Here is a 21,603-nt window from a genome sequence, read left to right on the forward strand (position 1 = left end):
TCCCGAACGGGTGGAGTTCTTAGCTGCGTGAGAGTTGATCCGAGCTTCGACACGTTCGTCGAGCAGAGGTCGGCAGCGCTCCTGCGCCTCGCGTACCTGCTCACCGGGGACCGCGGGCACGCCGAGGACCTGCTGCAGACCGCCCTGCTCCGTACGATGCGCCGCTGGCCCAAGGCCCGCGACGCACCCGAGTCGTACGTCCGGCATGTCCTGATCAACCTGTCCCGGGACCGGATCAGAGGGCTGCTACGCCGCCCACGCGAAACGGCCATGCCGGAGGACACGAACGCGTTCCGCTCCACCGATCCCGCATTGGACGGGATCGGAGACCGGCGGATGGTCACCGACGCGGTGGCGAAGCTGCCGATCCGGCAACGACAGGTGATCGTGCTCCGCTACTTCGAGGACCTCTCCGTCGAACAGACAGCCGAACTGGTCGGCTGCTCCACCGGAACGGTCAAGTCGTACACCTCCCGTGCTCTGTCGCGACTTCGCGAACTGCTCGGGGACTTTCACGAAACCAACGAGATGAGGGTTTTCCAATGACGGCTCTCGACGACGAACAGCTAGGTCAACTGCTGAGCAACCGGCTACACGAGGAGACGCACTCAATGAGCGCACCATCGGGCCTCACCGAGACCCTGCACCGTCGCAACAACCGCCGTACCTGGGGCCTTCGCATCGCCGGCGCCGTGCCGGTGGTCGCCGCCGTGGCCCTGGCCGCGTCGCTGAGCCTCTCCCCGGGCACCGGATCGACCCCGAACACCGGCGGTGGTGACGCCGCCCCCGAGACGCTCACCGTCAACCTCGTCAGCGAACGCACCACCACCGCTCTCGGCAACCTTTCGGACTTCGTCCGCCACACCCGATCCGACTTCGCAGACGGCAAGGGCAAGGCCACGATGACCAACGAGAGCTGGGTCGACGCCAAGACCGGGCGCGAGCGCACCGACGAGACCGACCTCGCGAGCAACAGCAAGCACACCGTCATCAAGACGGGAAACGGTAACGACGCGATCGTCATCGACCACCAGAGAAGGAAGTGGTGGGACGAGCAGATGGCGGAGATGCCGATCGGGGTCGAGATGACCGTCACCACGGGACCGAACGGCGAGCGGGTCGAGAAGCCGACCGGCAAGAAGAGCGTCGGGCCGCTGATCGACCCCCAGGAACTCCAGGACGCGCTCGCCAGCGGCACGCTCACGCTCGTCGGTGAGGAGTCGCTGAACGGCAAGGCGACCGTGCACCTGCGATGGATTCCGGTGCCGGGCGCGACCACGGACATCTGGGTCGACGCCGACACCTACCTGCCGGTTCGGAAGACCTCCGCCGGCCCGAAGGCGTCCGACCAGACCAACTTCGAGTGGCTGCCGCGTACGCCGGAAAACCTCGCCAAGGTCGAGGGCGCCGCACCGGCCGACTACAAGAAGCTGCCCTGCACGCCGCTGCCCATCAAGGGCAAGGAATGCGGCCTGGACGACTAGTCACAGCCCGTTGAGGCCCCGGACCGCGGTTCGCGGTCCGGGGTTTCGTCATGCCTGTGTGGCAGCGCCTGGCCCGGTCGACCGCAGGTCACCACTGTTGGTACGGCCGCACCGCCATCGTCGCGTCCGCCGTCACTGTCGCTACTGGCTGCACCACCGCTGTCCGCGTCTGCGTCGGTCCCAACGTCGGCTGCGCGGCGTCCCCGATCACGATCGGGTGCGACACGACGCGTGCGGCAGACGAATAACCGTCGTCGTCGGCGCTCGACAGGGCGAACTCCACCTCCGGGTGTCCCTGGATCGACCGGCTGGCGTCGACCCGGAAGTAGGCGGTGGTCTGCTCTCCGGCCCGGATCGGTGGGAGACTCACGGCCGTCCCGTAGATCTCCTGGCCAACCGTACGCAGGTCCCGGTCGGTCCAGTCGTCGATCACGTGCACGCCGTACTCGGCGAGTGTGTGTCGCCCGTACGCGGTGATGTCGAGCGTGGCGTCGTAGCCGAGCGGGCGGTGCCCGGTGTTGCGGATGTCGACCCCGAGGAAGTACGGCGTCGTACCGCGTAGGCCGCCGTCGTACGGCCGCAGGTCACGATCGACCGCGAGATGCCCGACCGCAGTCACGCCCGCACCCACGCTGCGCAGCTCCACCACCAGGTCGTTCGGTGTGGCGTCGTCCTGCCAGAAGTGGTCCTTGGTCATCACCCGGTGGCAGCTCTGACCACCCCGCTCGGTGGTCGTCCCCTGGATCAGGGAGGCGTTCGGGCGCCATGCCCCGGAGACGTGGTGCTCAATACGGAGCTGCCATTCGTCGCCGACGATCAACTGCGACATGCCCGGTTGGGCAACGATGACGAGGTTGGTCGAGCCCTCGATCACAATCCGCTGCGGCCAGTCGGAGACCTTGCGCAGGACGGTCAGCAGCCAGCTACCGCGGTACGAAAGCGTCATCATCCACATCCTGCTCGGGCGTCACCCGGCACGCGGCGAACCGTTAGGAAGGGCCCCTTGTACAACGGAAAACGATAACAAGGGGCCCTTCCTTACTCAGCGGAGGGCGTAGGCGCGGATGATGGTTTGGGTTACCGCGTTGTCGCTCTTGTCGCGGGCGGTGGCCCGGATCGACGCGAAGTGGGCACCCTTCGGGGCCCGCAGGCTCGCCTTCCACTGATCGTCCCGGGACCGGTCCAGGGACTGACGCTGCCAGTGAGCGCCGTCGTCGTACGACACCTCCAGGGTGACCGACTCGGTTTTGCCGCACTCGGCGGCGCCCGCCAGGTGCTCCGCCACGATGGTCAGGTCGGTCTTCCTCTTCGCCACCCCGGTGGCGTCGGTGTCGACCGAGTAGCGGAGCTGGAGCAGCGGCAGCACCGCCTCCTCCTCACCGGCGGGTGCCTTCGAACGGAAGGTCCAGTCGGTTTCGGTGGTCGTCGAGTACGGGCCCGCGGTCGGATCCTGGCTGGTGCGTACGTTGAGCCGGTACGGCAGCGACTTCGAGCTCGGCGCTGTGCCGGTGACCCGCGTACCGCTGCCCTGCCCGATCTGGGTGCTGCCCTGGTAGAGGGTGTTCGTCTGGGTGGAGGCGTTCATCGTCATGCCGACGTGGTCGTCTCCACCGGCACCGGGGACGTCCACGTTGAAGGTGTTTCCACTGCGGAACGGCACCCTGTAGTTGTTGTTCAGGAACGGGCGTTCGATCGGGGTGAAGAACCATTCGTCGCTGGAGCTGCCCGGTTTGTAGCTGTTCCGGGTGTCGATCTGGTAGGTGCCGGACTCGACGTACGCCTCCTGCCCCCACTGGGACGGCCCCTCGGTGGAGACCCAGTCGGTCCGTACCGGGGCCAGCGGCCGGTTGCTCGTCTCCCCGATGCCCCAGTCGGAGTATGCCGGCCAGTCGAACCGGAACTCGCCGCCCCGGGTGGTGCCGGCCGGGAAGGGGAAGCCGACGTCGATCCGGGCGAGGGTCCGGTCGGTCTCCTTCCGGGTCAGCTCGCGCGGGATCGTGTTGTGGTGGATCTGGACCAGGTCGTAGAGGTAGTCGGCGACCGGTTGGGAGGCGACGCTGAGCTTCGTCTTCCCGCGCCGGATCTGGTCGATCAGCGCCTGCCCCTCGTCCATGCTGAGCTGCGCCACCTCGATCGGGGTGGGGGTGAAGAAGTCGATCGAGTAGTCGCGGACCTCCCGCCACGGGTGGTCGTTCACCACCAGCATGAGTTTCGCCCCGGCAGCGGTCGCCGCGGCGGCCTGCTCGGGGCCGCTCACGTTGTCGTTCTGGCGTACGACGACGACCTTGCCCTTGGCGTCGAGGCGGGTGTAGTCGGCGGTTGCGCCGTCACCGGCGTAGACCGCCGGCAGGTTCCACTTTCCCTTCGGCAGTTGGGTGGTGCCGGACTGGCGTGCCACGTCGTCGAAGTCGGCCTTGGAACTGGCGACGCTGAGCACCGGCTGTTCCTTGCGCCAGCGGGCATTGAGGTAGAAGTCGCCGTGGGTGACCTTGTCGTTGCTCGGTACGACCCAGAAACTGTCGTAGAAGACGCCCGCTTCGAGAGACGAGCGCCACCGGCCGCCGCCCATGGAGCGGTAGTAGTCGAGCCGGGCGAAGGTGTCGCTGGTCGGCCGTGGAACGGTCGACTGGATCTGGCGGACCTTGGACGCGTCCATGGTGACCGTGGTGTCGCCCCGCAGGTCGATGTCGGGGTCACCGAGCAGGGCCAGGCCGTTCGAGTTCGGCCCGTGGCTGCCGGGGATATTGGCGAAGACGATCGCCGAGTAGACGTCCTGCTGCAACAGCAGCCTGAGTTCGCCGTCGGCGCCGATGGTGATGAAGTCGGGCCCGAAGCTGCCGTTGCGGAGGAGTTCCACCAGACCGGCCATGGGCTTGCCATTGCGGTCGTTGAGGCGCAGCGTCAGCCAGTGGTAGGGGGTGACGGTGCCGACGCCGACGGCGGTGCGGGCCAGCACGGTCCCGTTGCCGGTGGCGACGATCTGCCCGGTGTGGTGGGCTCCGGTCGTGGCCCGGTTGGTGTTCAGGGTCAGGGTCACGGTGGCGGTGCCGTTCGCGGGCACGGTCACCCGCTTGGCGGAGAGGGCGAAGACTCCGGCCGGCGCGGTCGCGGCGTCGAGCGACAGGTCGAGCGTGATCGGTCGGTTGGTGGTGTTGGTGTAGGTCACCGGACGCTTGACCGGGCCGGAGGCCGGGGCGGACGTCAGGTTCGCGGTGCCCGACCGCCGGTCGTACGGCGCTGCGGCGTACGCGGTGTCGGTGGCGACGATCGGTGCCCGTACGGCGGCGGCGACGTCGACCCGACCGGTGCCGCCCTGGTAGGCGTCGTACGAAGGGGTGGCTTTGGTCGTGCTGACCAGGGCGTCCTTGAGTTGCTGCCCGGTCCAGCCAGGGTGTGCGGCGGCGAGCAGCGCGGCGGCTCCGGCAACGTGCGGGGTGGCCATCGAGGTGCCGTCCATCGGCTGGTAGTAGCCCTCCTCGCCGGGGGCGTACTGCGAGTGTGCGGCGAGGATCGCGACGCCGGGGCCGGTCAGCTCGGGCTTGAGTGCCTCGTCACCGAGGCGCGGTCCCTGGCTGGAGAAGGAGGCGAGTTCGTCGTTGGCGTCGACGGCGCCGACGGTCAGCGCCGAGTCGGCGGCACCGGGTGCGCTGATGGTGGAGGCGGCACCGTAGTTGCCGGCGGCGACGACGAAGAGCGCGCCGGTTTCTGCGCTGAGCTTGTCGACGGCCAGGCTGAGCGGGTCGGAGCCGTCGCTCGGCTGGTCGGAGCCGAGGCTCATGTTGACGATTTTCGCGTCGGCGTCGCGTACGGCCCATTCCATGCCGGCGAGGATCCACGAGTCGAGCCCGTAGCCGTGGTCGCTCATAACCTTGCCGATGGCGAGACTGGCGCCGGGGGCGACACCCTTCTCCCGTCCACCGGAGGCGGCGCCGGTGCCGGCGATGGTGGAGGCGACGTGGGTGCCGTGTCCGATCCGGTCGACGATCTCCTCGTCCGGTACGAAGACGGCCGATTCGGCGATCTGGTTGGCCAGGTCCGGGTGGCCGGGGTCGATGCCGCTGTCGAGGACCGCGACGCGTACGCCCTTGCCGGTGTCGCCGCCGGCCCAGACATCGGGGGCGCCGATCTGTGCGGTGGTCTCGGCGAGGTCGGGGTGGACCCGCCCATCGAGCCAGATCTTGTCGATGCCGGCGCCGAAGCTCGGGCCGGCGTCCGAGGTGGACTTCGCGGTGGTGCGGTTTGCCGGGTTCGACGTGACCGAGGTCCAGAAGTCGGCGGTGCGGTCCCGTTCGGTGGTGACCGCCGCGCCCTGGATGCTGCTGAGGGTGCGGGTCCGTACGGCACCCGTCGGTGCGGCGTCGGCCCGCAGGCCCTGGGCCGCGTCCGTGTACGTGACGATCAGCGGCAGCCGGTCGAGTCGCGCGTCGTCGTAGCCGTCGGCGACCAGCGAAGTGATGTTGAAGAGCCGCTTGTCCAGGGCGTTGGCGGCGACGTACGGCAGGGCGGCCTGCGGGTAGACGTAGAGGTTGTCGCCGGCTTCGACGATCCGTGCGTCGGCGGGACCGCCGTCGGGGCGCCGTACCTGGACGGTGCCGCCCTCGGCACCACTGCCCCTGGTGGTGACGACGTCACCGGTGATCAGGGTGATCGTGTGGGTGCCGGGAGGGGTGGCGAACGCCGTGGGGGTCGGCGCGCCGGTGGCAGGTTCGGGGGCAGGGCCGGCTGCCGCCATGGCTGGTGACCCTCCGGCTACCGCCAGGAACGCGGAGATCACGGCGGTGAGCCCGATCCCCCGGGGACGTAGTGACATAGGTTGTTTTCCTCAATCTTGGTGACACTGTGGATGTACGGGACGTTACGTCCAGGTGATCATTTCGGAAAGATCATCTTGGTTCGGCGTTCACCCCCCGGGGCACCACACGCTGGGAGGGCTCACCGGTGACCTGCGGCGATTCGCACCGGAACTCGCTCGGCGCCGGGCGGTGACTGCGGCAGGATGTCGGCGTGATCTGGGTGAAGCGAGCCCGTCGGGCAGCGACGGAAACGGAAGTGTCAGGCCCGGGGGCGGAACCGCCCGCCCCAACAGGGCTCGACGAGGTGGCCGTCGCGGCGCGAGAGGCGACCAGCCTGAGCGGGGAGGCGCTCGACCGGCTGATCGTCACGCTCGCCGCACTCACCGAGAGCGGAGGCGGGCGGGAGACCGAGTGCGCCGCCCTCATGCTGCTCGGTACGAAGCCCCGGGTGCTGGCCCGGCTCGACGAGCACGTCCGACGGGGATGGCCGTACCTGCCGACCGTGGCGGCAGCGCTCGGGCGGCTGGCGACCCGGCTCGGTGACCCGTCGACGGGACCCGCCCTGGCAGCCGTGGCCAGCATGAACGGCGACGGACACGTACGCGAACGAGCCGTCGCGGCGATGCTCGACATGGGGTATCCCGAGCTGATGCCGTTCCTCGTCCTGCGTACCGCCGACTGGGTCAAGCAGGTCCGCGACCCCGCCCGTGCCGGCCTGGCACTGCTGCTCGCGGAGAACGCCGGCACCTACCTCCCGGCCGCGCTGCCGATGGCGCTGGTGATCTCAGACCGGCTCCGTGGCGGCTTCGCGCGCGCCCAGGCGACGGCCGCGCTGCTCGCCGCCCCGGTCTACGTACGCGCCCGTCTGGCCGGCTCGGCCCAGGTTCGGACGCGCCGCTTCGTGTACGACGTCAGCCGGACCCAGGGCTGGCTGGGCGTCAACGACCTGGTGGCTACCGCCGAATCCGACGCTGACGGGTGGATCCGGGCCAGCGCGGCCGAGGCCGCCTGCCGCGAGGCGGTCTGGAGCCGCCGGTTGCCGATCCTGCACCGGCTCAGTCGCAGCCCCCGGGCGGAGGTGCGGCTGCTCGCCCTGACCGGTCTGGCCCGGGCCGGCGCCGACGAGGAGGTGGCACACCACCTCACCGACCCGGCGCCGCTGATACGCGCGGTCGCGCGGGACGCCGCCCACCGGACCGGGCTCGACGCGCTGGAACGGTACCGGTCGGCGGTGGGCGAGCCGGTCCCCTCGACCGGTGCCATCGCCGGACTCGTCGAGACCGGCTCGGGCGCGGACGTGCCGCTGCTCCGCCGGCTGCTGACCCACCCGACACCCCAAGTCCGGGCCGACGCGGTGCGGGCACTGCGGCTACTCACCGAGGTCGACCCCGAAGAACTCATCCCGTTGCTGCGCGACCCGGCCCCAGCGGTCATACGGGAAACCACCCTCGCACTACGACCGTTCGTCCGCAGGGTGCCGACCGCCCTGCCCCGGGAACTGCTGGCCGACCCGCGCGTCGAACTCCGCCGGGCGGGCTACCGGCTGCTCCGCGACCGGGACGGGCACGAACGGCTGCGCGCGGCACTGATCCTGACGGTTGACCCGGACCCTCGACTGGCCAAACGCGGCCGGGTCGACCTCACCGGCACCGCCCCCGACACCACCCGCCTCACGTGGTGGCACCCAGCGGCACCACGGTTGGTCGTCACCGCCGACCAACAGGCCGAACTACTCGACCTGACCCGGGCCGCCGCCGCGCTCCTCGGCGACGACACCACCCGGCTGCTGACCACCTGGCTGGAGGGCACCGGGCCGGCAGGGTCGGCGCCGGTCGACTCCATGGCGTGAACGGGCTGGCAGCGTTCATGGGTGCCGGTCGGAGTCGCCGGGCGAGGCGACACCTCGGTTGACCCGCATCCGGCTGCGCCGCCCCGGCCGTACGCCCCAGGCCATGTCCAGGGTCAGGACGAGTCCGAGCAGCACCCACCAGCCGCTCCCCTCACCCCGCAGCCAACTCGCCGCGAGGAGAACCGTCATCGGTACGAACACCAGCAACGTCAGGCCGCTGAGCAGGCGCTGCCACATCGGGCGGGCGTGGTACAGATCCTCCGGTGGTGGCTTCATCCGGTGCTCCCGGACCGAATGGATCACGGCACCGGCGAGACTCAGCCGCTCGGTCCGGATCGCGCCCGGCACCGAGCCGGCCCACTCGGCCACCTCCCCGGCGGTACGCCCGACCATCTCGACCGGAAGGTCGAGCAGCTCTCCCAACTCGACGAGCGCCTGCCTCGGCGGCAGATCAGTACGGCGCAGCAACCCGATGACGGTCAACGCCCGCTCCGACACGTCGAACTGCTCGGCGAGCTGCCGGCCCGCCCGTGCGGTCCCCTCCGGGGTGACCGGGGCGTCACCACCCCACTCGTGCGCCCCGACGACCCGCTTGCGCCGGGTCAACACGAATCCGGCGGTCCGCTCCGACCACCAGTAGGCGATCGTGGGCCACCGCCGGTCGGCGAGCACTTCCGCCGCGACCGCCAGGTTGGCCCGGGGACCCCGCCCGTCCCAGAGGTGCAGGCTGCGCAGTCCGTCGATCGGCACCGTCCACGCGGACTGCCGGGTCAGCGGTGCCTCGGCCGCGGCGACCACCGCCGGGGCGTACACCAGGACCACGCCGACCTCGGGTCCGCCCGCCGGTCGGACGACCACGTCGGCGGTGTCGGAGCCGGCCGGGTTCAACAGTTCCAGCGGCATTCCCAGGCAGCGGCAGACGTCGGCGAGCCGGGCCGGGCGGTCGTAGGCCGGGGACGGACTGGTCAGCGCCTGGCGCAGCAGGCCGGCGCCGTCGGGCAACCCGAAGAGGGTGACCGCCGACGTGGCGTCCGCCTCGGTGCAACCGGCCCCGAGTGGTCCGACCACGACACCGTCCGGCCCGTACGCGGCGAGCCTCATGCCGTTGTCGTCCACTGTGATCAGACAGGCCGGCACCCGCGCGACGACGCTGATCCCGGCGGGTTCCGGTGCGACCCGGTCCTCGGCTGCGCAGTGGAGTTCGGCTCCGCGCCGGGAGGCTCCGTCAGCGGCGTCGGTGGGTGTGGTGAGCCGGGTCCAGCCGTCAGCCTCGTGCCTGATCTGGGCCGGCACGGCGGCTCCCAGCGTCCACAATCGGTGACTGGTGGCGCGGACCGCGAGGATCGTCTCGGTCGTCCCGGAATCCGTCACCGGTCCGGTCATGTCAGGACCGGACCAGCAGGCGGCCGAGAAGACCACGGGACGACCCGTCGACCCGCTCCGCCTCGTAGAGACCGGGTTCGTCGCCGACGAGCAGGGAGCGCCCGACTGCCACGTCGGGCAGGTCGAACACCCGGCACACCTGACGCAACAGGTCCGCCACCAGCGGTTGTGGGCGTCCCGGCACCGGGTCGTTACGGATCAGGGCAAGGTCCGGCCCCCGGTCCGGCTCGCCGTACCCGGTGGCGATCTCCGCACAGTAGGCGTCCCACGCCTTGCGGTCGGAGAGGTACTCGGCCGGATCCTCCGACGGTTGCCAGTCGGCCGCCCACTGGAGGCTCTGCGGGCCCGAGCCGGGCGTCAGCATCATCGCCTCGGCCAGCGACTCGTTCGCCAGCAACATCCAGGCCGGTACGGCGGTCCGCCGGACGAGTTCGACAGCCGGTCTGGCCAGCCTGCGGCTGCTGGATCTGGTTCCGGGTGGCGGGTCGAAGAGCACTATCGTGCCGAGGGGGTCGGGTGCCACGAACCCACCGACCCGACCCGCGCGCACCGCCTCGCGTACCCGCTCCGGTGGCGCCTTTGTCACGACCGCGTACGTCCCCACCGCCGGTCTCCCGTCATCGGTCCTGGCTGCGGAAGCTACCCGAGCGTCGTGGATCGGTCTACGGGTATCCGCGTCGCGCGGTATGACCGCCATGAATTGATCATCAAGTTCACACCCACCCCACCGTCACGCACACTCGCGGTCGACGTACGTTCACACTGCTGACGGGCCAGACGAAAGCGGTACGCCGCCGCCGGCGCCCCCTATGATCGGCGTGGATCGGCGGAGTTGCGTACGGGGAGAAATATCCGATCTGGCGGAGCAGTGCACCCGCGGGTGGGAATTTTTCGCAAAGATACTCCCCAGAGTCCCAAATTGTTGGCATGATCGCGCGGTGAGCGCGATGCTCGGGCCACCGCCCGTCACATTATCGACGCTGGTCGATGATAGTCGCCGCCTGGGCGTGTCCGAAGGCGACACCCGACCTGGCGCGGTCCGCAGCACACCATTCCCGATCCCGGGCAGTCAGCCGGCCGCTGTCCCGGCCACCGCCGGTCGCCGCTGAGCGACGTACGTACTTTGATCAACAACATTGATGGGGATGAACGATATGAACGGCCGCGCTGCCCAGGTCGACACGGCATTGCTCGACGTCAGCCAGGTACCCCCGGAGGAGCTGTGGCTGGCCGGGGACACGGTGATCGCCGAACTGGTCCGCGAACTGACGCAGGACGCACAACAGGGTGACGACGGCTCCACCGTCGCCGCCTTCAACTCCAGCCTGTGACCACGGTCCCCGCCGCTTCGGCCCGCGTACCCGAAAACAGCCGGGCCGGCAGCGCGGATGGACAGACCCACCCGATCCCGTTCCGCCAGATCCTGTTGAAAATCCACAGTCGGTGCAACCTCGCCTGCTCCTACTGCTACGTCTACGAACACGCCGACCAGAGCTGGCGGCAGCAACCCCGCACCATGGCGCCGGACACCATCGACGCCGTCGCCGCCCGGATCGCCGAACACGCCCGACGCCACCGGCTCCCCGCGCTCCGGGTGATCCTGCACGGCGGCGAACCGCTGCTCGCCGGAGCCGACGTCATCACCCACGCGGCCACCGCCATCCGATCCGCCGTCCCCGCCGACACCGACGTCGACCTGCGGCTCACCACCAACGGGACACTGATCGACGACACCTTCATCGCCCTGTTCCACCAACACCGGATCAGTGTCGGGGTCAGCATCGACGGCGGCCGGGTGGCGCAGGACCGGCACCGCCGGCTCCCGAACGGCCGGGGCAGCTACCGGCAGGTCAGCCAGGGCCTGCACCGGCTCGCCCAGCCCGCACACCGCGACGTCTACGCCGGTGTGCTCTGCACCATCGACCTCGACAACGACCCGATCGAGGTCTACCAGGAACTGCTCCGGTTCGACCCACCGGAGATGGAACTGCTGCTCCCCCTCGGCAACTGGGACACCCCACCGCCGGGACGCAGCACCAACCCGGACCAGACCCCGTACGCCGACTGGCTGATCCCGGTCTTCGACCGCTGGTTCTCCGCGCCACGACGGGAGACCCGGGTCCGGCTCTTCGAATCGATCATCCGACTGCTGCTCGGTGGCACCAGTCGCACCGAGGCCGTCGGCCTGGCCCCGGTCGACCTGCTGACCGTGGAGACCGACGGCAGCATCGAACAGACCGACGCGCTCAAGACAAGCGGCCCGGGAATGGCCGCCACCGGTCTCGACGTCCGGCACCACCCCTTCGACGATGCCCTCGAACATCCCGGCGTACGGGCCCGGCACGGCGGGCTCGGCGCCCTCTCGACCACCTGTCAGCGCTGCCCCGTCGTCACCACCTGCGGCGGCGGCCTGTACGCACACCGCTTCCGCAACGACACCGGCTTCGTCAACCCGTCGGTCTACTGCCCGGACCTCTACCGGCTGGTCAGTCACATCCGGAACCGGCTCCTCGACGAGCTGCCCCACCAGTTCCGGACCGCACCCGGACTGGTTCGGAGCGCGGTCCGGTGAACGGCACCGGGCCAGCCAGCACCATCGCCCCGCCACCGGCGTTCCGGCTGGACCGGGCACAGCTCGACGAACTCGCCGCCGGATACGGCAACCAGGACGCGATCCGTACCCTCACCTCGGCCCAGCTCAGCCGACGACTGTTACTGGTGCGGGCTGTCGCCGACCGGGCCGGGGACCGCCCGTTGCGGACAGCGGCCGGGGACCGCCCATCGCGGACAGCGGCCGGGGACCGCTCGTTACGGGCAGCCGCCGGGCTGGACGACGCGTTGCGGCTGTTCACGGCTGCCCGCCGGCACGACAGCGCGGCTGCCGACATCGTCACCCAGCATCCGTACGTGGCCGCCTGGGCGCACCGGTGCCTGCGGCTGCTCGCCGGCGACACCCCCGTCGACCAGCTCCGCGCCGACCTCGGTCACCTGCACACGATCGCCGTCGCGGCAGCGGCCCGCGCCGGTCTCGACTTCACACTGGACGTACCGGCCCGGGACTCCACCATCGGGCTGCCCACCCTCGGCACCGCCCACGGACTCGGCGAGGGTCCGGTACGGGTGACCGGCCACGCCAACGGCGAGCTCGTCCTCGACAGCAGAGGCGCCCGCGGCAACCGGGTCCGAATCCCGATCCCGATCCGGTCGACCACGGTCGCCGGTGCCGACCCGGCCCAGCCGTGCCCCGGTGCAGCCGCCCCGATCGGGGCGGACCGGCCGGGCTGGGCGGCCCGCCGCGAGATCGTCCTGGACCCGGAGTTCACCCTCGCGATCGAGGACACCGACGCCTACCGCGACTGCTACCCGTGGCGCCCGACCCGGCGACTCGACGAACCGGAGGCGGCGGCCCTGGCCGACCTGCTCCGGCACGCGTGGCAGATCGTCTGCCAGGACCATCCCCGGCACGCCGAGGCGATGCGGATCGGACTCCGTTCGATCGTGCCGGTACGCGGCCCCGCCCCCGGGCAGACCGTCAGCGCCGCCTCCCGCTGGGCGTACGGCTCGGTGGCCGTCTCCGTACCCGACGACCCGGCGACGCTGGCGCTCCTGCTGGTGCACGAGTTCCAGCACATGAAGCTCGGCGCCCTGCTCGACCTCGTACCGCTGCACCGGACCGACGGGACAGCCCGCCACTTCGCGCCCTGGCGGGCCGATCCGCGCCCGGTCGGCGCGCTGCTACAGGGCGCGTACGCACACCTCGGCGTCGCCGACTTCTGGCGGCGGCAACGGCGGCGGAGCACCGGGCCGGCGGCCCGGCTCGCCGAGTTCGAGTTCGGCTACTGGCTCAGCCAGACCCGGCGGGCCACCCGGAGTCTCGCCGAATCCGGCGAGCTGACCGACGAGGGCCGTACGTTCGTCGACGGGATGGCCGACACCCTGCGGGACTTCGCGGCCGATCCCGGTCCGGCCGACATCACGGCCGGCGTGCACGAACTCGTCGACGCCGCGTCGGTGCGGTGGCGGCTGGTCAACCTGCGCCCACCCGCCGCGGAACTCGACCGGCTGCGCCGTCGGTGGGTGGCCGGCGACGGACCGGTGGTGCCGAACGCACCGGCCGAGCTGACCGACGCCCCGGCCCCGGCCGGCCCGGCCCGACTGACGGCGCTCGCCGGACAGCTCCGGGACCGGCTCCTCCGCCTCCCCGCCCTGCACGGTCCCGATCCCGGCGGCGCGGCACCCGGCGGGATCGGTCCCGACGACACCGGTGCGGGCATGGCGGAACCCGGCGGCACCGCACCGGAGCGGGCCTACCTCGCCGGCGACTTCGCCCACGCGGTCAGCGGCTACACCAGCCGGATCGCGCACAACCCCGCCGACGACGACGCCTGGGTCGGGCTCGCCCTCGCGATGACCGCCGCCAACGATCCGGGTGCGACGATCATGGCCACGAAACCGGAGACGGTACGGGCGCTGCACACCACCCTGCCCGGCTCGCCCGGACCGGCCCGGCTCGCCAGTTGGCTCGCCGGGCCGGCTGAAACCGTCTGAGCGGGTTCCTACGTCGGCGGAAGCTCGATGTCGCAGTCGAGCCGTCGGCCGTCGAGCACGGCGACCGTGTTCGGATGGCCGTCGCCCAACGTACGGCGGCTGCGCTTGACGATCTGCCCCTGGAGCACCACCGACGCCTCCGGGTCACCGTCGTTACGCAGGCTGACCGCGTAGTTGCCGCCGGCTGCCAGGGTGTCCGGATGGTCCTCGCCCCAGGCTCGGCGCATCCCGCCGTAGTTCGCCTCGTCGAGCCGGCGCGCCTCGGCCCGGTGACCCAGCGCGTACGTGTTGTTCGCCAGATTGACCACGGCGGAGAGCGTGTACGGGTGCCCCTCGCCGAGCATCTCGCGGAACCGGTGGTAGGTCTGCTCCCCGATGGCGTGCGCCCGCTCGTGGTCGCCGACCTTGCGCAGGAAGATGGTCAGGTTGTTGGCACAGGCCAGGGTGAACGGGTGCCGGTCGCCGAGGGCCCGCTGGTATCGGGCGTAGACGTCCTCCGCGTGCCGGCAGGCCCCGGTGTGGTCACCGAGGGCGGAGATGTCACAGGCCAGGTTGATTTCGCAGGCCAGGGTGTCCGGGTGGAACGGCCCGTGCAACCGCTGGTAGTGCGCGAGCGTCTCCGCGCTGAGCAACCGGGCGCGCTCGAACTCCCCGAGCTTGCGGAGCGTCACCGCGAGGTTCTTCGCCGCCCGCAACGTTTCCGGATTGTCCACCGTCAACACGTCGGTGTAGACCCGTACCGTCTCTTCCAGCAGTTGGAAGGAACGCCGGAAGTCACCCGCGTCGCGCAGGTCACGGCCGTAGTTGCTGGCCGAGAAGAGGGTGTACGGGTGCCGTTCGCCGAGCACCCGGCGGCGCCGGTTGTAGTTGTCCTCGTCCAGCAGCCGAGCCGGTTCGAACTCGCCGACGAAGCGGAGTGAGACGGCAAGGTTGTTCGCCGCCATCAGGGTTCGCGGGTTGTCCTCCCCGTACGCCTCCCGCCACCGGCTGAAGGTCTGCTCGTCCAACTCCCGGGCCTGGCTGTAGTCGCCCTTGGCCCGCAGGTCGGCGGCGAGCCCACCGGCCGCGACCAGGGTGTACGCGTCGTCCGCCCCGACGGTTCGGTTGAGCCGGTCGAGGACGTCCCGGTTGACCTCGAACGCCTCCTCGTAACGGGCCTCCGAGCGCAACGAGTTGCCGACGTTCGCCCGCACCATCAGGGTGACCGGGTCGTCCGCGCCGAACGGCTCGTCCCACGCCTCGACGGCAAGCTCGGCGAGTTCCTGACACCCGGTGAAGTCGCTCATCTTCCATAGGTAGCGGACCATGTCGGAGACGAGCTGCCGCACCTCCGGGTCGGTCGAGGAAACCGCCCGGCAGGGCCCGATGTGTGGACGTAGTTCGCCGTACGTCCGCCACCTGGTCGGGTCGTCGGTGTCGCCGGGATTGACCGCGGCGAGCACGGTGTGCACGGTGGACCGATTCGCCGTCAGCGCGTCGGCACCCATGTCGTCCCGGATGACCTGCTGCACCAGCCGGTGCATCTGGATGCTGCTACGACCGGAGTCGATGCTGGCCAGGGCGTACCGGCCGACCTCGCGGATCAGCCGGCCGTGTCGCATCGGGTCACGCAGCCGCTGGTCGAACGGAAGCAGTTGCTCCACGAAACGCTGGGTGGAGAGCAGCCAGGTGGGGATCGGCTCGGGGCCGAGCAGCGCACAGAGTTCCAACAACCGGGCCGCGGCCGGGTTGTCCTCCCGCAGCCGGCGCAGCGACAGCAGCCAGGTCGCGGTGACGCTGCGGGGGTAGCCCGGCGGCAGGTTCTCCTCCAGCACCTCGGAGAGCTGCTGGGTGCGGAGCGCCTCCAGGTACCGGTCGACCGGCATCGCGGTCGCGGCGAGCCAGGCCGCCGCCTGCTCGATCGCGAGCGGCAGGTCACCGAGGCTCTCCGCGACCAGCGCCGCGTCCGCCTCGCTCAGGTCCTTCACCCGGCGGCAGAGGTAGGAGACACTCTCCTCCCGGTTGAAGACACCGACCTCGACCCCGGCCACCTGCCGGGTCCATGCCTGGTTGCGGGAGGTGATCAGGACATGACCGGTGCCCTGGGGCAGAAGGTCACGCAGTTCCTCCGGATCGTCGGCATTGTCGAGGATCAGCAACCAACGGTTGGACGGTACGCCGCGACGCAACGCGTCCAGGACGGCGTCGACCTTCTGCCGGACGCTGTCGCCGGCTGGCAGGTGCAGTTCGGTGGCGAGTTCCGCGAGCGAGGAGCGGACCAGGCTGACCTGTTCCGCCGAGATCCACCAGACCAGGTCGTAGTTGGCGGCGAAGCGGTGGGCGTACTCCAGGGCGATCTGGGTCTTGCCCACCCCGCCGAGCCCGAAGAGGGTCTGGTGCACGACCGCCGTCACGCTGCCGGCGAGCCGGTCGCGCAGTTCGTCCAGCGCCACCGCCCGACCAGTGAAGACCGCGTTGCGCTGCGGCACGTTCCAGTACTGCGGCGGGGTGGCGGGAAACCGTGGTCGGGGCCGGTTCGGGTCGACGGTCGCCGGTCCGCGTACGGAGGGGCTCTGGTTCAACGCGGCGAGCAGCGCCTCCCGCGCCCGCTCCTCGGTCAGGTTGCCCAGGTCGAGCGGGACCCGCTCGGTGAACGGCTCGGGCAGCCGGATCCCGTCGAGCCGGATCGGTATGAGCAGCGCGGGGCCACCGGAGATGGTGTCCCGGGCGACGATGGTCTTCCAGGTGCCGGCCGCGTTGGCCGACTTCACGTACTCCTGGGAGAGGAGCACCATCGCCCAGCTCGACGGGGCCAACCGGCCCTCGATCCGCTGTGCCGACGAGCGTTCACCGGCGGCGTCGACCTCCTGGAGCACGGTGGTCAGGTTGACGTCGGACAGTTCCGCCGCCACCCACTCCGCCCACATCCGGTCGACCGAGGCGTAGCTGACCAGGACCTCGGTCGGCATCAGCCGGCGGGGACGCTCGAACCGGCGCAGCAGGTGCCGACGTTCCTTCTCCTCGAAGGGTGGCCGCAGTTCTGCCGCCGCACCGTCGGTCAGCACACTGGTCATCCGCTCGAACGCCGACAGCAGCGTGTTCTCCTGCCGGGAGCGGTCACCGAAGGGGGCCAGGATCTCCTCGTACGCGTAGAACGGCTTGTAGGGGATCTCCACGTTGCCCCAGTACTCGTCCGCCTGGGCCTGGCTCAGCTCGGACAGGAACTGGGCGAACGTCGCCCGCGCGTGGTCCCGACCGGCTTCGAGCTTTTCCTGCTCGCCGTCCTCCACCTTCATCGGCACCGGGAAGATCCGGACCGAGGGACGCTGGTTGCGGATCGACTTGGCGACCGCCGCCGCGCCGTCGATGCTCTGGGTGCTCAACGTGAAGCAGTCGACCACCACGTCCGGCATCCGCACGGTGCAGATGCCGGCGATGTCACTCAGCCCGGTGCGCGAGTCGATGAGCACGTAGTCGTACTCGCGGCGCATGTTCTCCCGGAGCGCGTTCAGGAACACCCCGCCCCGGATCTTGTCGTAGAAGCTGGGCCAGTCGAAGGTGCTGACCACGGTCGAGTACGACGGCACCTGACGACCGGCGGGAAGAAAGTCGATCCGCCCGGCGTCGGGAAAGGGCCACTCCACCGCCACCGCGTAGCGCTGCACGTCGGCGTAGCGGTCGAGCCAGTTCTGGTCCTGCGGGTCGGCGCCCCGTTCCATGGTCGCCGCCGCGAAGTCCCGGATCATGTCGATGACGCCGTCCGAATACTGGAGCCGCTTGTCCACGAGGAGCGGATGCAGGTAGAGATGCAGCCCGGGGGACTCCAGATCCCAGTCGACCACCAGTACACGGAACCCGTTGCTGGCCATGATCCAAGCCGTGTTGGCCACGGCCATCGTGCGACCCGTGCCGCCCTTGTAGGAGTAGAAGGTGATGATCTGGCCCGGTGTCGCGCGCTCGTCGGCCATGTCGGGTTCTCCTTGTTGCGCGGCCCGTCAGGGGCCTTCCAGGATCGGACGCTCGCCAGGCAGCTCACCCGTTGGCAGCCGGCGAGCACGGCCCCTCCGGTAGATCCGGTTCTGCGCCTCCTCAAGGACGTTCTGCAGGTCGACGTCGAAGTCGCCGTGGGTCTGGATGCGCGGCCGGAACATGGTGTCGCCGCGGATGTTGTTGTTCGCCAACGCCACCAGCAGCTCCTCGACCAGCTCCGACCCGTGCTCGTCGGTCTGCGGGTCGCCACTGGAGACCGGGATGAGCACCCCGGTGGTCGGCTCGTTGCGCTGGTCGTACGAGCGCAGCACCTCGCGCTGTTCGGCCAGCCGGGCGACCCAGGCGTCGACGAGCAGGACCACGACCTGGTTGTTCTGGTTCGCCCGGTCGATCCGCTCGGACAGGTCCTCCAGGCTGGCGATCTCGGAGTCGAACCGGTGCCGTTCGGCGATCGAGCGGGCGTACAGGGCGAGCGGATCCTCCAGACTCGGCCGGTACGGAGCCCAGTCGTCGAAACTGTCCCCGTAGAAGTCGCCGTTGCGGCGCAGGACCGCCACCTCGGTACGGGTCGGCGCGGCGACCACGAAGTGCACGTACCGGGAGCTGGCGGTGGAGGCGTCGACCTCCCGCGGGGTGGCGACCGGCACGGCGAAGGCACTGGTGATCTCGTCGAAGTTGGTCATCGGCGCCGGCGTGGGCAGGCGGTAACCCTTGGCGGTCGCCACGATCTTCTCGGCCAGGCTGGAGACGAGCCGCAGCAGCGGGCCCCGCCGGTTGAGCCGGACCAGTTGGCGCAGCCCCTGCTGCCGGTAGGCGTCGCCCAACGACTCGGTGTGGTACTGGAGTCGCGACGCCAGCTCCGGCATGTCGGCCATCGGTGTCCAGACCAACGGCATCAGGGCCGGTGCCCGTACGCCGGTCTCGCGTTCGTGGTCGGCGAGCCTGGAGGCGAAGACCTGCCACTCCCGCCCGCAGGCGGGGCGACGGAAGTAACCCGGCGAGCAGAGCGAAATGAATACCCGACAGGTGGAAAGCGCGTTGATCAATTCAGGCGACCAGGAGGCACCGAGCGGAATGCCCCGGACGTCCAGGAAGCCAACCTCGTAATCCGGTTGATCACCGGTCAGGTTGCGAACCTCCTTGGAGAGTTCGTCGAAGAACTTCTTGACATAGACATCGTCATCCCCCCGCGCGTAGCTCAGGAAGAAATACAACAGGACCTCCCCGGCTTCAGGGACCGGCCTCATGGCCACCTGGGCGCCCTGGGGACAACGCTGGCACGGGCGTCGCAGCGCGGATATTCGAGAGGTCCCTATCGGCGACGTTGTCGCCTGGGTTCCACAGTATAGGTAGCCCGCTCCACCGGAAAAGACCTCGTACGCTGGGATTCAAAACGAATCATCGTCCACAATCGGACCGATGTTCCGAAACTCTTCCTTGATCTTCGTGGCGTGCGTCAGGTGACGACAAAACACTTGACGAACCGCCGCTCCGTGCTCCACGACCGACCCCGGAACGCACTCGCATCGCGGTGATCCGGTTGGATACAGTCCCACGCGGACCGACGAGGGGGGAAGCGTGGAACGTACCGGGGTGTTCGGCGGACAACGTGCCGGACAGGTGCTCATCTTCGACGCAGACGACACGCTCTGGGAGAACAACATCCTGTTCGAGCGGGTGATCGACGACTTCCTCGAATGGGTGGCCCACCCGACCCTGGACCGTACCGAGATCCGCGCGATCCTCGACGACATCGAACGGGCGAACGTGGTCACCCACGGGTACGGCAGCGCGATCTTCCTGCACAGTCTCGCGGAATGCCTGTCCCGGCTCCGTGAACGACCGGCCACCGAGGCGGAGCGGCGGCGGATCGAGGAACTGGCGGTGGCGCTGGTGGAACGTCGGGTGGAACTCGTGCCCGGGGTCTCCGACACCCTCGCCGAACTGGGCCGGCGGCACCGCCTGTTGCTGCTCACCAAGGGCGACACCGAGGAACAGCAGCGCAAGATCGACGCCTCTGGACTGGGGCACCACTTCCGTGGCACGCACATCGTGGCGGAGAAGAACGTCGAGGTCTACCGGCGGCTGGCGATCGAACAGCGGCTGGAGCCGGCCGACACCTGGATGATCGGCAACTCCCCCAAGTCCGACATCCTCCCCGCCCGGGCGGCGGGCCTGAACGCGGTCTACATCCCGGACCCGCACCCGTGGGCACTGGAGCACGCCGAGATCGACCCCGACGACGAGCGGGTGCTGACCCTCACCAGCTTCCCCGACCTGCTGCACCACTTCTGACCCGGCCCCGTACACCGCGCCCGTGTAAGGAGGGGCCCCTTGTTAACGCTATGCGTTAACAAGGGGCCCCTCCTTACACGTCAGCGCAGGGCGGCGCGGGCTGCCACGGCGGTGTCGGCGTGGTCGCTGAACACACCGTCGAGACCGAGACCGAAGAAGAGTTCGTACTCGGCCGTGATGTCGCCACGGGCGTTCGGGTCGGTGCCGATCCGGAAGTCGACCGGGAGGAACTGGTTCTCCGCACGGAAGGTCCAGGCGTGCACGTCGAGCCCGACCCGGTGGGCGTCACGGACGACGGTGGTCGGGGCGAGCAACTTTCCGCTGGCGTCCCGGGGCACGAGCAGGTTCTTGGTGGTGCCGATCCCGTCCGCGTACGTGCTGATCCACTTCAGGTTCTCCGGCTTGACCAGATCCTGGTAGGTGCGCGGGTCCCCGGCGACGGTGAAGTCGTACGGCCGCCCGGTGCCGTCGAGGAGCTGGACCAGCCGTACGTCGGTCATCTTGCTCAGCTTGCGCAGGTTCGCGGTCTCGAAGGACTGCAGGAACACCGCGTCCTTGCGGCTGTCCAGGCCGTTGCGGTGGAGCACCCGGACCAGCGGCTCCTCCAGGGCCAGCCCGATGGACTGGAAATAGGTGGGGTGCTTGGTCTCCGGGTAGATGCCGATCGTCCGGCCGAGCCGACGGCTCTCCGCCTTCGCCAGGTCGATGACCTCCTGGAGGGTCGGGATCTCCAGGGTGCCGTCGAACGCGGTGTTGGTCGGGCGTACCAGCGGCAGCCGCTCCTTGGCCCGCAACGTCTTCAGCTCGGCCAGGGTGAAGTCCTCGGTGAACCATCCGGTCACCGCCACCCCGTCGAGGGTCTTGGTGGCCTTGCGGCCGGCGAACTCCGGGTGGTCGGCGACATCGGTGGTGCCGGAGATCTCGTTCTCGTGCCGGGCGACCAGCACCCCGTCCCGGGTCGATACCAGGTCCGGCTCGATGTAGTCGGCCCCCATCCGGATCGCCAACCGGTACGACTCCAGGGTGTGTTCGGGCCGGTAACCGCTGGCGCCTCGGTGCGCGATCACCAGCGGCTTGGCCGCCCCACGCGTCTTGTCCGCGTGCCGCTCGTCCGACTCGTCGCTGTCGCGGGCGGCGAACGACGAGGTGGGGATCGCCACCACCGCCAGCAGGACGCCGGCCAGGCCGAGAATGGAAAGGGTACGTCGCACCGCTGTCTCCTGACGTCTTCGGGGGTGGGCCCCCGATCCAACCGGCGACGGGCGACGGTCAGGCGGTCAGC

The 21,603-nt window shown here is 69.9% G+C and carries 14 protein-coding genes; 7 read left to right on the plus strand and 7 right to left on the minus strand.

Annotated features, from left to right (window positions below; all coding sequences use genetic code 11):
* Positions 1-27 precede the first annotated feature (27 nt).
* Positions 28-546 (plus strand): SigE family RNA polymerase sigma factor, encoded by a 519-nt coding sequence (locus ACIBF5_RS06435; protein ID WP_396808688.1) that lies wholly within the window; start codon positions 28-30, stop codon positions 544-546.
* Entirely contained in the window at positions 543-1,484 is a 942-nt protein-coding gene (locus ACIBF5_RS06440; protein ID WP_396808690.1) for a hypothetical protein, read from the plus strand. Before ACIBF5_RS06435 ends, ACIBF5_RS06440 begins: the two co-directional genes overlap by 4 nt.
* A gap of 88 nt (positions 1,485-1,572) precedes the next feature.
* On the opposite strand, the gene ACIBF5_RS06445 is transcribed toward ACIBF5_RS06440, so the two are convergent.
* On the minus strand, positions 1,573-2,430 hold the full coding sequence (locus ACIBF5_RS06445; protein ID WP_396808692.1) for a hypothetical protein: 858 nt from the start codon (positions 2,428-2,430) through the stop codon (positions 1,573-1,575).
* Between the two features lie 96 nt (positions 2,431-2,526).
* Complete coding sequence (locus tag ACIBF5_RS06450) at positions 2,527-6,294, minus strand: S8 family serine peptidase (RefSeq protein ID WP_396808694.1); 3,768 nt, start codon at positions 6,292-6,294, stop codon at positions 2,527-2,529.
* Between the two features lie 239 nt (positions 6,295-6,533).
* Between ACIBF5_RS06450 and ACIBF5_RS06455 the strand changes: the two genes are divergently transcribed.
* Positions 6,534-8,126: a hypothetical protein gene (locus tag ACIBF5_RS06455; RefSeq protein WP_396808696.1), complete on the plus strand. Its 1,593-nt coding sequence runs from the start codon at positions 6,534-6,536 to the stop codon at positions 8,124-8,126.
* 15 nt (positions 8,127-8,141) lie between these two features.
* On the opposite strand, the gene ACIBF5_RS06460 is transcribed toward ACIBF5_RS06455, so the two are convergent.
* Positions 8,142-9,509: a hypothetical protein gene (locus tag ACIBF5_RS06460; protein ID WP_396808698.1), complete on the minus strand. Its 1,368-nt coding sequence runs from the start codon at positions 9,507-9,509 to the stop codon at positions 8,142-8,144.
* A 1-nt stretch (position 9,510) separates the two neighbouring features.
* Positions 9,511-10,113 (minus strand): hypothetical protein, encoded by a 603-nt coding sequence (locus tag ACIBF5_RS06465; RefSeq protein ID WP_396808700.1) that lies wholly within the window; start codon positions 10,111-10,113, stop codon positions 9,511-9,513.
* A gap of 541 nt (positions 10,114-10,654) precedes the next feature.
* Between ACIBF5_RS06465 and ACIBF5_RS06470 the strand changes: the two genes are divergently transcribed.
* Genes ACIBF5_RS06470 through ACIBF5_RS06480 form a run of 3 tightly spaced genes read left to right on the plus strand, consistent with a single transcriptional unit; the run spans position 10,655 to position 14,057 of the window.
* Positions 10,655-10,840 (plus strand): hypothetical protein, encoded by a 186-nt coding sequence (locus ACIBF5_RS06470; RefSeq protein WP_396808702.1) that lies wholly within the window; start codon positions 10,655-10,657, stop codon positions 10,838-10,840.
* A complete protein-coding gene (locus tag ACIBF5_RS06475) occupies positions 10,837-12,081 on the plus strand; it encodes an FxsB family cyclophane-forming radical SAM/SPASM peptide maturase (protein WP_396808703.1) in 1,245 nt (414 codons plus the stop codon). The genes ACIBF5_RS06470 and ACIBF5_RS06475 overlap by 4 nt, the downstream gene beginning before the upstream one ends.
* On the plus strand, positions 12,078-14,057 hold the full coding sequence (locus tag ACIBF5_RS06480; RefSeq protein WP_396808705.1) for an aKG-HExxH-type peptide beta-hydroxylase: 1,980 nt from the start codon (positions 12,078-12,080) through the stop codon (positions 14,055-14,057). The genes ACIBF5_RS06475 and ACIBF5_RS06480 overlap by 4 nt, the downstream gene beginning before the upstream one ends.
* Positions 14,058-14,065: 8 nt before the next feature.
* Here the strand turns inward: ACIBF5_RS06480 and fxsT are convergent, their stop codons facing one another.
* Both fxsT and ACIBF5_RS06490 read right to left on the minus strand, forming a co-directional pair.
* Complete coding sequence (fxsT, locus tag ACIBF5_RS06485; RefSeq protein ID WP_396808707.1) at positions 14,066-18,004, minus strand: FxSxx-COOH system tetratricopeptide repeat protein; 3,939 nt, start codon at positions 18,002-18,004, stop codon at positions 14,066-14,068.
* A gap of 27 nt (positions 18,005-18,031) precedes the next feature.
* On the minus strand, positions 18,032-19,240 hold the full coding sequence (locus ACIBF5_RS06490; RefSeq protein ID WP_396808709.1) for a TIR-like protein FxsC: 1,209 nt from the start codon (positions 19,238-19,240) through the stop codon (positions 18,032-18,034).
* A gap of 406 nt (positions 19,241-19,646) precedes the next feature.
* Between ACIBF5_RS06490 and ACIBF5_RS06495 the strand changes: the two genes are divergently transcribed.
* Complete coding sequence (locus ACIBF5_RS06495; protein WP_396808856.1) at positions 19,647-20,321, plus strand: HAD family hydrolase; 675 nt, start codon at positions 19,647-19,649, stop codon at positions 20,319-20,321.
* Between the two features lie 80 nt (positions 20,322-20,401).
* Here ACIBF5_RS06495 and ACIBF5_RS06500 read toward each other — a convergent pair whose 3' ends face one another.
* Entirely contained in the window at positions 20,402-21,532 is a 1,131-nt protein-coding gene (locus tag ACIBF5_RS06500) for a glycerophosphodiester phosphodiesterase (RefSeq protein ID WP_396808711.1), read from the minus strand.
* Between the last annotated feature and the right edge of the window lie 71 nt (positions 21,533-21,603).

The organism is Micromonospora sp. NPDC050417 (assembly GCF_044458865.1).
In the GTDB taxonomy this organism is placed as follows: domain Bacteria; phylum Actinomycetota; class Actinomycetes; order Mycobacteriales; family Micromonosporaceae; genus Micromonospora_G.

Excerpts from the sequence above, each read along its gene's own strand:
- ACIBF5_RS06440 (WP_396808690.1), top strand. The coding sequence starts at position 543 with ATGACGGCTCTCGACGACGAACAGCTAGGTCAACTGCTGAGCAACCGG.
- ACIBF5_RS06445 (WP_396808692.1), bottom strand. The coding sequence starts at position 2,430 with ATGACGCTTTCGTACCGCGGTAGCTGGCTGCTGACCGTCCTGCGCAAG.
- ACIBF5_RS06450 (WP_396808694.1), bottom strand. The coding sequence starts at position 6,294 with ATGTCACTACGTCCCCGGGGGATCGGGCTCACCGCCGTGATCTCCGCG.
- ACIBF5_RS06460 (WP_396808698.1), bottom strand. The coding sequence starts at position 9,509 with ATGACCGGACCGGTGACGGATTCCGGGACGACCGAGACGATCCTCGCG.
- ACIBF5_RS06470 (WP_396808702.1), top strand. The coding sequence starts at position 10,655 with ATGAACGATATGAACGGCCGCGCTGCCCAGGTCGACACGGCATTGCTC.
- fxsT (WP_396808707.1), bottom strand. The coding sequence starts at position 18,004 with ATGGCCGACGAGCGCGCGACACCGGGCCAGATCATCACCTTCTACTCC.